The organism is Williamsia sp. z71 (assembly GCF_059553375.1).
On the sequence record NZ_JCANWX010000002.1, the window covers coordinates 290,079 to 302,420 of the forward strand.

The following is a 12,342-nucleotide window of genomic DNA, read 5'->3' on the forward strand; positions in this document are numbered from 1 at the left end:
GCCCCGATCTCACTCTCAGGTATGAGGACCGACGAGCGTCCGAGCACTAGCGTTGGAGTGGTGAAACTGTGGACAGTGGCCACCGACTACGTCGCCGACGAGGTCAAGAAACTACCGATCACCGTGGATCCCGCGGTGGCGCGGTTCCTTGGGCACCGGATCAACATCTTTCTGACGCTCGTGGCACTGATCATGTATTCGATCGCCTGGCCCACGCTGCCGCAAACCCACGACGTCACACCCGCAGTGATGCCGATCGTGGCGGCATTTGCCGCATTCCCGATCATGCTCGGATGGTTCAATCCGACGCTCGGCTGGGCGATTTCTGTGGTGTCGGCACAGCTCATCGGACTGACGATGGATCCGGTCAACGGCTGGAATCACACGATTCAGGTGGTACATCTGATCGAGATCTTGGTGCTGACCGTGCTGGCGTACCTGCGGGCTCCGTTGCGGTTGCTGCCGATCTTCTGGGGTGTGTCGTCATTTGTCATGTATCAGGCCACCCCATCGGAAGCCCGGGCCGGCTGGGTGGTCGGCCTCACTATCGCGGCCATCATCTGCGTCCTGATCCGGATCATCGTCCGATCGCGGGTTGCGTTGGCGCGGCAGACGGTGCTGAAGGACACCGAAAAGTCCAAGAATGCCGTGCTCTCCGAACGGACCCGCATCGCGCGCGACCTCCACGACGTTGTCGCACACCGGATGTCGGTGGTGGTGGTGCAGGCACAGACCGCGAAGTATCGGGTGGACGGAGTCGGGGAGGAGGCAGCCGCCGAATTCGACGCCATCGCCGATGTCGCGCGCGAAGCCCTCGACGAGGTACGGATGATGTTGGGAGTGCTTCGGCTGGAAGATGATTCGCCGGGCGCCGAGGCATGTGTGCGCAATCCGAACCCCGGACTGGAACAGATCGACGGGATCGTCGCGGCCACCCGCGGGGCCGGCGTCGATGTCACCTATCAGCCGTTGTCGACCGGTGAGCAGGTCGGGGACACCTGCGCGCTGGTTGCGTACCGCATCGTTCAGGAATCACTGGCCAACACCACCAGATACGCCGTCGGCGCCCGGGTCACCGTCGAATTGTCGGTGGTCGACGACGATCTGAACATCACCGTCGCCAACACGGCGTCCACGGGAGCGCCGATCAGCCTGGAGTCGTCCGGCGGGCTGGGGATTCCCGGGATGATCGAACGGGCAAAGGCGGTCGGTGGGGTGTTGTCGGCAGCGCCGCAGCCCGGTGGTGGATTCGTGGTCCGTGCTGCTCTGCCGCTCCGAGCGGTCACTGCGCCGGAACTTCCCCGGTCGGACAACTCCTGAAAGTAGGGTTGGCCGGGTGTCCATCACGGTGTTCATCGCAGACGATCAAGCAATGGTGCGTCAGGGTTTTGGTGCGCTGCTGGCTGCGCAGCCCGACATCTCGGTGGTGGGGGACGCCCCTGACGGCCGGGCCGCGGTGACAGGTGTCCGGGCATTGCATCCCGACGTGGTGTTGATGGATGTCCGCATGCCGATCCTGGACGGGCTGGCCGCGGCCGAAGAACTACTCACCGGGCCACTACGGGTGCCGAGCAAGATTCTGATGCTCACCACCTTCGACATCGACGACTACGTGTATCAGGCGTTGCGGATAGGGGCTTCGGGTTTCATGCTCAAGGACGCCCCGGCCGAGGAGCTGGTGCGCGCGGTGCGGGTGGTTGCTGCCGGTGAGGCATTGCTCGCGCCGTCTGTGACGCGTCGTCTGATCGCAGAGGTGACCAGTCGACATCGGCCGCGCAGAGCCGAACCGGGGGCGTTGGCGGCCCTGACACCCCGCGAACGGGAGGTGCTCGAGCAGGTGGCCGAGGGCAAGTCGAATGCCGAGATCGCCGGAGCGCTGTTCGTCGCCGAACAGACCGTCAAGACCCACGTCAGCAATGTGCTCTCGAAGCTGCATCTGCGCGACCGGGCGCAGGCGGTCGTCTACGCCTTCGAGAACGGGGTGCGCTGACCTCGCCCGATGGACGAGGTGAACCCGTACCTCAGCCAGACTTGACGATCGGTTGCACAATTGAGGGCGGTGGGTATGCGCCCGCCGAGGTGACGCCGGAACGACGACTGCCAGACGAGGAGCGGGACATCTGATGCGCATTGGAGTGCTTACCGGCGGCGGCGACTGCCCGGGATTGAACGCGGTCATCCGTGCGGTGGTCCGCACCAGCGAGGTCCGATACGGTTCGGCGGTTGTCGGGTTTCTCGACGGCTGGCGTGGACTACTCGAAGACCGGCGGATCCATCTCGCCGCCGACGACCGCAACGACCGTCTGCTGGCCAAGGGCGGTACCATGCTCGGCACCGCCCGTACCCACCCCGACAAGTTGCGCGCCGGACTCGATCAGATTCGGCAGACGTTGGACGACAACGGGATCGACGTCCTCATCCCGATCGGTGGCGAGGGCACACTGACCGCCGCGAGCTGGCTCTCCGACGAAGGTGTGCCGGTGGTGGGGGTCCCGAAGACCATCGACAACGACATCAATTGCACCGACGTCACCTTCGGTTTCGACACCGCGCTGACCGTGGCCACCGACGCCATCGACCGTCTGCACAGCACGGCCGAATCGCACCAGCGGGTGATGCTCGTCGAGGTGATGGGCCGGCATGCCGGATGGATCGCGTTGCATTCCGGGATCGCCTCGGGTGCGCACATGATCCTCATCCCCGAACAGCCCTTTGACGTCGAAGAGGTCTGCCGGCTGGTGAAACGCCGGTTCCAACGTGGTGACTCGCATTTCATCTGCGTGGTCGCCGAAGGTGCCAAACCCCGAGAAGGGGGCTCATTCTCGATGATCAAGGGCGGGACCGACGAGTTCGGTCACGAACGCTTCACCGGCGTCGCGCAGCAGTTGGCCGTCGAAATCGAACGCCGGATCAGCAAAGAGGTCCGGACCACGGTCCTGGGTCACGTGCAGCGCGGTGGAAAGCCGACACCCTTCGACCGGGTCCTCGCGACCCGTTTCGGGGTCAATGCCTCCGACGCCGCGCACAACGGCGACACCGGGCAGATGGTGAGCCTGCAGGGCCAGAACATCGGGCTCGTGCCCCTCGGCGACGCGGTCAAAGAACTCAAACTCGTCCCCCAGAACCGCTACGAGGACGCTGCAGCCTTCTTCGGCTGACCCCCCCTGCGCCACCCCGATGATGTGCCCTTTTGGCTGTGCTCACCTGGGCTTTTGCTCGCCAAAAGGGCACATCATCGGGGGTGGCGGGGGGCGTTCAGAGGCGGGGTTCGAAGAGACGGGCGGTGGCGTTGAAACGGACTGTGGGGGAGTCGAACTCGGTCGCGATGGTGCCGTCGCCGACCAGTTGATCGGCAGTCGCGGCCACCAGGTTTCCGTCGCGGCGGGCGAGCCAGACCGGCCCGACGATCCGCAGGGCGACCTCGACGTCGTGCGTCGACATCACCACCACGATGCCGGTCTCGGCGGCCAGTTTCCGCAGAACCAAGAGCAATTCGGTGCGGGCGGCGACATCGAGAAAGGAACTCGGCTCGTCGAGGATGAGTAGTTGCGGTTCCTGGGCCAGCGCGCGGGCGATCAGCACCCGCTGGCGTTGTCCGTCGGACAGTTCACCGATTCGGCGGTCGGCAAACGCCGAGGCACCCATCCGGGCGAGCGCTTCGTCGACGATGGGTGCGGTCTGGGACGATCGGCCCGGGATCCACGAGTGATAGGGCGTGCGGCCGAGTTCGACGAGGGCGCGGGCGGTCAGCAGGCCGCTGTCGTCGACGCGGTCGGTGAGCACCACCGCAACCTCGCGCGCCCGGGACGCCGGACTCATCGTCAGCAGTTGGTGGTCACCCAGGTTTGCCGTACCTCCGAGTGCCGGCTGCAGTCCGGCGAGGGTCCGCAGCAGCGTCGACTTACCGGTGCCGTTGGCGCCGATCACCGCGGTCACCACGCCGGGTTCGGCGGTGATGTCGGCGGCCTGCAGGATCTGGTTGTCCTCGCCGCCGAAGCGGTGTCTGCGATAGCCGACCCGCAGCTTCGACAATTCGAGCGACGTCATCGCGTTGCCCCCGATCGCAGTGATCGGACCAGCACCAGGACCACGATCGGTGCGCCGAAGAATGCGGTCAGCACGTTGATCGGCAGGATGCCGTCGCGGCCCGGCATGGTGGTCAGCGCGGCGCAGATCAGCGCGATGACGATGCCCACCAGTGCGGCGACCGGTAGGACCACCCGGTGGTCGGACTTGCCGAGCGCGATCCGCGCGACGTGAGGCGCCGCGATACCGATGAACGCGATCGGCCCGCAGTAGGCGGTGACCGACCCCGCCAGCAGCGCGGTGGCGACCACCGCGCCCACCCGGGTCAGGTTCATCCGGATGCCCATGGTCCGCGCGTAGGATTCGCCGAGCAGCAGCGCATTGAGCGCCGGGATCATGGCGATCGTCACGACGGCACCGGCGGCCACGACCGGGGCCAGGATCTGCAGGTCTTCCCACAGCACCCCGGAAAACGATCCCAACCCCCACATCACGAACTCGCGGATGTCACCGGGACTGGCGTAGGCGAGCATGAACGACACGATCGAACTCACCACGGAACCCAGCATGACGCCGGTGATCAGCAGCCACGACGACGACGTGATCCATTGGGAGAGAATCACAACCACACCCATCACGGCGGCGGCGCCGAGTGCGGCGGCGACCGTCACCGAGGTCTGATGGTCGTCGGCGACGGTGAGGAACGCGCCACCGGCCCCGAGCGTCACCACCGCGACACCGAAACTCGCACCGGCCGAGACACCCAGAATGTACGGCTCGGCAAGGGGATTGGCGAAGATCGCCTGCATCAGCAGACCGGCCAGGGCCATTGCCAGGCCGGCCAGGATCGCGGTCACGATCCGCGGCATCCGGAACTCGTGCAACAGCGTCGTGTACTCGGCGGCGCCGGCGTCCCCGGTGAACAGATACTGAAAACAGTTGCCGATCGGGATGATCGTCGACCCGATCGACATCGCCGCGATCAACGCGGCAACCACCGCCAGCACCAGGCCGGCGATGGTCCAGGAGGTCCGGCTCAACTCAGCTGCTTGTAGAACGTGAAGGTGTGGTCGGGCGCCAGCTCCGGGTGTGCGATCGCGATCAGGTCGGCGAGTGTGAGATCCGGCCGGATGGCGCCGAGTTCGAAGTAGTTGTTGGCGCCGGCGTCGTTGACCTGTGCGGACGCTGACCACGCGTTGCCCTCGCGGTACGCGGCGAACTGCGCGATCCGCGGGTCGGTGGCGATGGCCTGCGCCAGTGTCGCGGTGCTCTCACTGCTCAGGGCCAGCGGCGCGGCGCCGGCGCGTGAGTACACGGTGTCGATGTCTTCGGAGATGCTGCCGGTGGAGGGATTGTCGGCCCAGGCGTAGGTGATCCCGGCCGCCTTCATCAGCGTCGCGCCGTAGCTACCGCCGCCGGGGATGTACCAGGTGCCCTGATAGGGCAGACCGAGCGCGGCGTCCACCGGAGCCACGCCCTCGACCTTTGCCTTGATGGCGTTGTAGCTGTCGGCGACCCGATCGAAGAAGTCGTTGGCCGCTTTTTCGGTATTGGTCAGTGCCGCAAACAGTTTGATCCACTCCGCGCGGCCCAGCGGATCGACCTCGAGCCAGTCGCTGTTGATCATCACCGGTACTCCGGCCTTTTCGATCTGTTCCAGCGACCGGTCGGTCGGATAGTCGGTGATCAGCAGTTGCGGTTTGGCCGTGACCACCATTTCGGGATCGATCTCACCGGTCGGTGCGTATTGCGGAAGTGCGGCAACAGCCTTGCTCTCGGCCTCGCCGTAGACGTAGTCGCTGCTGGCGAAACCGGTCACCACGTCGAGTTGATCGAGCTCGGCCAGTGCGGCGAGCTGTGTGGTCGATCCGAGGAACAATTCGGTCGCCGGCGCGTCGACGACGGTGGCGCCGGTGAGGTCTCCGGTCAGTTCCGGGGTGGGCGCGCCGCACTTGGCGAACACGAACGTGTCCTGCTGCCCCGGGCTGGTCCCGTTGACCCTCGCGACGACGTAGGAGTTGCGGTAGTCCAGGTCGAAGTTGTCGGCGTGGTCGATCGACAACTTCTCCGGGTAGTAGTCGGTATCGGCGTCGAAGTCGACGATGCAATCGCGCTCGGCCCCGACCTGTTCATCATCGCCACCACCGTCCGAGCAGGCGGTGAGCAGTGTCGCGACGAGGGCGGCGACACCGACAAGAGCCAGCGGACCCCTGCGGTTACCGGCGCTGCGCGCAGACGATGAGGCGGATCGAAATGGTGATGGCACAGGCACGGCGTCTCCTCTGCGGGATATCGCGTCCCGCTCTCGATGGATATCTACCGTGCTGCGGTGTTCTGACTCATCACCTCTTCGGTGATCTCACAGTGGCGCGACCGTCCCGGATTGAAACCGGATTTCCCACTCGCACGGCGAACCGACTATAACCTGCAGGTTCGAGCCGGTTTAAACTACGTGTCATGACTGCTGTGACCACCGAACTGCTCGACTACGACGACGTCATCGCCGACTTCGACCCGGTGATGGGTATGGAGGTGCACGTCGAGCTGGGTACCGAGACCAAGATGTTCTGTGGCTGCCCCACAGCCTTCGGTGCCGAACCCAATACGCAGGTGTGCCCGGTGTGCATCGGTCTGCCGGGTGCACTGCCGGTCGTCAACGAGAAGGCCATCGAATCGGCCATCCGGATCGGCCTGGCGCTCAATTGCTCCATCCGGCCCTCGAGCACCTTCGCCCGGAAGAACTACTTCTACCCGGATCAGCCGAAGAACTACCAGATCTCGCAGTACGACGACCCGATCGCCTATGACGGCTACCTCGACGTCGTGCTCGACGACGGCACCACCTGGCGGGTCGAGATCGAGCGCGCCCACATGGAGGAAGACACCGGCAAGTCGCTGCACGTCGGCGGAACCGGACGTATCTCCGGCGCCAGCCACTCGCTGCTCGACTACAACCGCGCGGGCGTGCCGCTGATCGAGGTCGTGTCCAAGACCATCGAAGGCGCCGGTGCCCGGGCACCCGAGGTGGCCCGCGCCTATGTCACCGCCCTGCGTGATCTGCTCAAGTCACTGGATGTCTCGGACGTCCGGATGGACCAGGGCTCGATGCGCTGCGACGCCAACCTCTCGCTGATGCCCAAGGGTGCCACCGAGTTCGGAACTCGCACCGAGACCAAGAACGTCAACTCGCTCAAGAGCGTCGAAGTGGCGGTGCGATACGAGATGCGCCGTCAGGCCGCGCTGCTCAAGGCCGGCGTGGAGATCATCCAGGAGACCCGGCACTTCCAGGAAGGCGACGGGACGACGTCGGCCGGTCGCCGCAAGGAAACCGCCGAGGACTACCGCTACTTCCCGGAACCGGATCTGCCCCCGGTGCAACCGGATTCGGCGTGGATCGAGGAGATCCGGGCCACTTTGCCCGAGCTTCCGTGGTTGCGCCGGGCGCGGATCCAGGAAGAGTGGGGTGTCTCCGACGCGGTGATGCGTGACCTCGTCAATGTCGGTGCCGTGGACCTGATCATCGCGACCGTCGACGCCGGAGCGCCGGTCGACGCAGCCCGCAGCTGGTGGGTGTCGTTCCTGGCGCAGCAGGCCAACTCCCGTGGCACCGACCTGGCAGATCTGTCGATCAGCCCGGCGCAGGTCGCCACGATCATCAAGCTCGTCGAGGATGGCAAGCTGACCAACAAACTGGCCCAGCAGGTGATGACGGCGGTTCTCGAAGGTGAAGGTGAGCCCGAACAGATCGTCGCCGATCGTGGCCTCGAGGTCGTCCGGGACGATTCGGCGTTGCAGAAGGCGGTCGACGAGGCACTGGCCAACAACCCCGACATCGCCGACAAGATCCGCAGCGGCAAGGTCGCGGCGGCCGGAAAGATCGTCGGCGACGTGATGAAGGCCACCCGTGGCCAGGCCGACGCCGGCCGGGTCAAAGAACTGGTGCTCGCCGCCTGCCAGTAGATCTCTGACGGTCCAAGCGAGAACGGGCCCGGCCCGGGGCGACGAACTCCCCGGGCCGGGCCCTTTCAGATGGTGGCGTCTTCCTCACATATTGGTATCTGCCGCGCCGGCAGGCAGCGGGACGATCACGACGCGGTCGTCGGTCGGACCGGCCGTCCCGGTTTGCTTGTTCACCGTTCCGACCTGGAGCAGTCCGGCCGGGACCGCGGTGAGACGGCCGAGGGCCCCGTACTTCTTGTCCAGGAAGGTCGTCGGTGCCTCGATGCCCGGCTTCTCCTCGGTCGGTGCGTTCAAGAACTGCAGTGCCTGCGTTCTGGTCTGCGACACCACGATCATGCCGCCGACGGCGGCGCAGCCCGCGGTCTCCGGCTTGTCCGGCCACGTCCACAACGTCCGTCCGACACCGGTGGGACTGATGATCTGCAAGCGGTCCTCGGCGGGCGCGCGGTCGGTGAGATACAGCGCGCCGGTGACGACATCGGGGCACAGCGCCGGGTTGGCGCCGAGTCCGGAGGTCAGTACGCGTGGCGGTGTGGTGCCGCCCGATGACAGGTCGGTGACCGAGAGTAGTTTTCCGGCAAGCGAATTGGGGTCGGCTGCCGACTCCGGATCGCCCGCGTCACCGGTCGCGACCAGCAGTTCGGTGGGGCTCTTGAAGTAGATCGTGCCCATATTTCCGGTGGGACCCTTGGGGATACCGACCACGATCGGCTTGGGGATGTCGCCCTCGGCGATCCGGACGACCCGATTGTCGGTTGCCGTGGTGATGTAGGCGTAGACCAACTGGTCTTGCGCGTAGTCGGGGGAGGGCGCGAAGTCGAGCAGACCGCCATCGCCGGAGGCATCGACGTCCAACGACGCGATCTCCGTCGTCGGGCCACCGCGTTTGGTCCGCACGATCCTGCCGGTGACCCGCTCGGCGACCACGGTCGAGGTGGCATCGGCACTGGCCGCGAGGATCCCGCTGGTGGCGCCGAGGCACGTCGCGATGACCGCCGGGTCGGGGTCGGGACACGGGCCGGGATCGGCGCCCGGGTCGGTCGAGGGGACGCTGGGCTGGGTTTGGGAGGGCTGCTGCATCTGCGGGTTCTGATTTGCCGAGAAATCACCGGCCTCACGGTTGCGGTCCTGCTCGGCGAAACCGTCGTTGCAGCCGGTCACGACCAGGGCCGCCGCCGCGAGCGAGACCACGAGGCGGGCAAGCGCAGGCCGGTGGCGCAGAGTCATGGCGTCCACCCTACTGATTGCGCCCGAACCGGTTGACCGCGAACTGGTCGGCCGTGATGGGCCCGGTGAGCACATCCTTCCGGCGCACAACCCTTAAGGTCGTCTGTGTGACCGAACGAGATTCCGACGGCCAAGGGTCGAGCCCATACGACGAGCCGACCGAGCAGATCGAGTTGCCCCTGACCCGGGCACACGACCCTCGCAGGACGAAGGCCCAGGGGGATACCGGCGAGTACGGCTATGAGCCCTACCGCTCAGCCGGTTTCTCCGACAGTGAGGCCGAGCTCGAGGAAACCGAGCAGATCCCCACCATGCGCAAACGCCAGGCAAACGATCCCTTCCCGGCCGGTATCGCCGACCAGGACACAGATGTGGTGGTGGCCCCGTCGGCCGATGCGCCGTCGTCCAACGCGACGACACGCATCCCGGCCGCGGCGATCGACCGGGACGACTTCCACCGGGAACACGGCCCGCAGCCGCGCTACGACGACGATGACGACTTCGCCACCGGCGGTCCGGCCGAACCGGAACCGGTGGCGCCGCTGGTGACCGAGCTGCCGGCACGTCGCGGCACGCTCGATCTCGGGCTGCTGCTGCTGCGGCTCGGGGTCGGCCTGATCGCGATGGCGCACGGCAGCCAGAAGTTGTTCGGGTGGTGGAACGGACCACGTCTGTCCGGGTTCGAGGACTACCTGATCAACGCGCCGGACACCTCGATCGGCTTCAATTCCGACGCGGCCAAATACCTCGCGGTCCTCGGCGCACTGTCCGAGACCATCGGCGGTCTGATGCTGGTGCTGGGTCTGCTGACACCGGTCGCGGGGTCGGCGGTGCTGGGCGTGATGCTGGTGGCCTCGGCCTACAAGGCAACTCTTGCCGGTGGCGTCTGGTTCTTCGCCTCGGACCCCGACTACGCCGGTGGTGGCATCGAGTTCGAGTTGCTCCTCGCGCTGGCCGCTGCAGCGATCATCCTGACCGGTCCCGGCCGCATCTCCCTCGACTTCGGTCGAGGCTGGGCCACCCGGCCGTTCATCGGTTCGGTGGCGTGGTTGCTCATCGGCATCGCCGTCCCGATCGCCATCTGGTTCGTCTTCAACGGCACCAACCCGTTCGAGTCCCCGGGTAACCCCACCCCCTGACAGCCCGGTCTCAGACCCCGACGACCACAAACGAGCCACCTATACGAAGACGAGCCACAAATTTGTGGCTCGTCTTCGTATAGGTGGCTCGTTTGCGGTTTGTGGGGACGCCGCAGGGGGGTCAGTCGACCTTGCGGACCGCGCCTTTGTCGGCCGATGTCGCGAGTTTGGCGTAGGCGCGCAGTGCGGTGGTGACCCTGCGCTCGCGGACCTCACGGGGCTGCCACGGACGTTCGGAGGCGTCCATCTTGGCGCGGCGCACGGCCAGGGTCTCGTCGTCGACGAGGACCTCGATCTTGCGGGTCTTGACGTCGATCAGGATCTGGTCGCCGTCCTCGATGAGTCCGATCACGCCACCGGAGGCGGCTTCGGGTGAGATGTGCCCGATCGACAGACCCGAGGATCCGCCGGAGAACCGGCCGTCGGTGATCAGGGCGCACTTCTTGCCCATGCCGGTGCCCTTCATGAAGGCCGTCGGGTGGAGCATCTCCTGCATTCCCGGTCCACCGGCGGGACCTTCGTAGCGGACCACCAGGACGTCACCGGCCTGGATGGTCTTGCTCAGGATGGCCTGGACAGCGTCTTCCTGGGATTCGACCACACGCGCCGGGCCCTGGAAGTGCCAGAGGTCTTCGTCGATGCCCGCGGTTTTGAGGATGGCGCCGTCTTCGGCGAGGTTGCCCCGCAGCACGCAGAGTCCACCCTCGACGGTGTAGGCGTGGGCGAGATCACGGATACAACCGCCGGCCGCGTCGGTGTCGAGTGAGCTCCACCGGTTGGCCGTCGAGAACGGAGTGGTGGTGCGCACGCCGCCGGGGGCGGCATGGAACAGTTCGAAGGCTTCGTCGATGGCCTTGCCGCCGCGGATGTCCCAGTCGTCGAGGAAGGTTCCGATGGTGGGGGAGTGGACCGTGCTCGCGGTGTCATCGATGAGCCCGGCGCGGCGCAATTCGCCCAGGATGGCGGCGATTCCGCCGGCCCGGTGCACGTCTTCCATGTGGTAATCGGAGTTCGGGGAGACCTTCGACAGGCAGGGGACCTTACGGCTGATCTCGTCGATGACACTGAGATCGAAACCGTCGACCTCACCCTCCTGGGCGGCGGCCAGCACGTGCAGAACCGTGTTGGTGGATCCGCCCATGGCGACATCGAGGGCCATTGCGTTGCGGAATGCGGTGGGAGTGGCGATATTTCGCGGCAGCACCGATTCGTCCTCTTCGTGGTAGTACCGCTTGGCGGCCTCCACGACGACGGTTCCGGCGCGGGTGAACAGGGCGTGCCGTGCCTCGTGTGTGGCCAGCGTCGAGCCATTGCCGGGCAGTGCCAGGCCCAAGGCCTCGGTCAGGCAGTTCATCGAGTTCGCGGTGAACATGCCCGAGCACGAACCGCAGGTCGGGCACGCGGCGAGTTCGACCTCGCGCAGTGCGTCGTCGTCCACGGCATCGTTGGCCGAGGCGGAGATCGAGGTGATCAGGTCGGACGACGGGTGAACCGTGTCTCCGACCACGACGGCCTTGCCTGCCTCCATCGGCCCGCCGGAGACGAACACGGTGGGGATGTTCAAACGCATCGCGGCGTTGAGCATGCCGGGAGTGATCTTGTCGCAGTTCGAGATACACACCAAGGCGTCGGCGGTGTGCGCGTTGACCATGTATTCGACCGAATCGGCGATGATCTCGCGGCTCGGCAGGGAGTAGAGCATGCCGTCGTGGCCCATCGCGATCCCGTCGTCGACGGCGATCGTGTGGAATTCGCGGGGCACGCCACCGGCAGCGCGGACGGCCGCGGCGACGATCTCACCGACGTCCTTGAGGTGGACGTGGCCGGGGACGAACTGGGTATACGAATTGGCAATGGCGACAATCGGTTTACCGAAGTCGTCGTCGGTCATGCCGGTGGCGCGCCAGAGTGAGCGTGCGCCCGAGGCGTTGCGTCCGATGGTGGTTGTACGTGACCTCAACTGCGGCATGACTATTGGTTCCTCGCCTAT

Annotated in this window: 10 protein-coding genes; 5 read left to right on the top strand and 5 right to left on the bottom strand. The window is 66.0% G+C overall.

Annotated features, from left to right (window positions below; translation table 11 throughout):
• The first annotated feature begins 60 nt into the window (after positions 1–60).
• From AC51GR_RS05480 to AC51GR_RS05490, 3 genes are all read left to right on the top strand, one after another.
• Positions 61–1,320, top strand: a complete 1,260-nt coding sequence (locus AC51GR_RS05480; RefSeq protein WP_496323595.1) for a sensor histidine kinase — start codon at positions 61–63, stop codon at positions 1,318–1,320.
• 16 nt (positions 1,321–1,336) lie between these two features.
• The gene (locus tag AC51GR_RS05485) at positions 1,337–1,990 is read left to right on the top strand and encodes a LuxR C-terminal-related transcriptional regulator (RefSeq protein WP_496323596.1); all 654 of its coding nucleotides are present in this window, start codon (positions 1,337–1,339) and stop codon (positions 1,988–1,990) included.
• 133 nt (positions 1,991–2,123) lie between these two features.
• On the top strand, positions 2,124–3,158 hold the full coding sequence (locus tag AC51GR_RS05490; RefSeq protein WP_496323597.1) for an ATP-dependent 6-phosphofructokinase: 1,035 nt from the start codon (positions 2,124–2,126) through the stop codon (positions 3,156–3,158).
• A gap of 97 nt (positions 3,159–3,255) precedes the next feature.
• On the opposite strand, the gene AC51GR_RS05495 is transcribed toward AC51GR_RS05490, so the two are convergent.
• From AC51GR_RS05495 to AC51GR_RS05505, 3 genes are read right to left on the bottom strand one after another with little or no spacing between them, the layout of a single operon-like run.
• Complete coding sequence (locus AC51GR_RS05495) at positions 3,256–4,047, bottom strand: ABC transporter ATP-binding protein (RefSeq protein WP_496323598.1); 792 nt, start codon at positions 4,045–4,047, stop codon at positions 3,256–3,258.
• A complete protein-coding gene (locus AC51GR_RS05500; RefSeq protein ID WP_496323599.1) occupies positions 4,044–5,066 on the bottom strand; it encodes a FecCD family ABC transporter permease in 1,023 nt (340 codons plus the stop codon). Before AC51GR_RS05500 ends, AC51GR_RS05495 begins: the two co-directional genes overlap by 4 nt.
• Positions 5,063–6,298 (bottom strand): ABC transporter substrate-binding protein, encoded by a 1,236-nt coding sequence (locus AC51GR_RS05505; protein WP_496323600.1) that lies wholly within the window; start codon positions 6,296–6,298, stop codon positions 5,063–5,065. The genes AC51GR_RS05500 and AC51GR_RS05505 overlap by 4 nt, the downstream gene beginning before the upstream one ends.
• Positions 6,299–6,483: 185 nt before the next feature.
• On the opposite strand from AC51GR_RS05505, the gene gatB reads away from it, so the two are divergent.
• Complete coding sequence (gatB, locus tag AC51GR_RS05510) at positions 6,484–7,986, top strand: Asp-tRNA(Asn)/Glu-tRNA(Gln) amidotransferase subunit GatB (RefSeq protein WP_496323601.1); 1,503 nt, start codon at positions 6,484–6,486, stop codon at positions 7,984–7,986.
• 84 nt (positions 7,987–8,070) lie between these two features.
• Here gatB and AC51GR_RS05515 read toward each other — a convergent pair whose 3' ends face one another.
• Positions 8,071–9,213, bottom strand: coding sequence for a PQQ-dependent sugar dehydrogenase (locus AC51GR_RS05515; RefSeq protein WP_496323602.1), 1,143 nt, complete (start codon positions 9,211–9,213; stop codon positions 8,071–8,073).
• Positions 9,214–9,320: 107 nt separating this feature from the next.
• Between AC51GR_RS05515 and AC51GR_RS05520 the strand changes: the two genes are divergently transcribed.
• The gene (locus AC51GR_RS05520) at positions 9,321–10,352 is read left to right on the top strand and encodes a DoxX family membrane protein (RefSeq protein ID WP_496323603.1); all 1,032 of its coding nucleotides are present in this window, start codon (positions 9,321–9,323) and stop codon (positions 10,350–10,352) included.
• A 121-nt stretch (positions 10,353–10,473) separates the two neighbouring features.
• On the opposite strand, the gene ilvD is transcribed toward AC51GR_RS05520, so the two are convergent.
• Positions 10,474–12,321: a dihydroxy-acid dehydratase gene (ilvD, locus tag AC51GR_RS05525; RefSeq protein WP_496323604.1), complete on the bottom strand. Its 1,848-nt coding sequence runs from the start codon at positions 12,319–12,321 to the stop codon at positions 10,474–10,476.
• Positions 12,322–12,342 lie beyond the last annotated feature (21 nt).

Coding starts and splice junctions, on each gene's coding strand:
- AC51GR_RS05490 (WP_496323597.1), top strand. CDS start 2,124: ATGCGCATTGGAGTGCTTACCGGCGGCGGCGACTGCCCGGGATTGAAC.
- AC51GR_RS05495 (WP_496323598.1), bottom strand. CDS start 4,047: ATGACGTCGCTCGAATTGTCGAAGCTGCGGGTCGGCTATCGCAGACAC.
- gatB (WP_496323601.1), top strand. CDS start 6,484: ATGACTGCTGTGACCACCGAACTGCTCGACTACGACGACGTCATCGCC.
- AC51GR_RS05515 (WP_496323602.1), bottom strand. CDS start 9,213: ATGACTCTGCGCCACCGGCCTGCGCTTGCCCGCCTCGTGGTCTCGCTC.
- ilvD (WP_496323604.1), bottom strand. CDS start 12,321: ATGCCGCAGTTGAGGTCACGTACAACCACCATCGGACGCAACGCCTCG.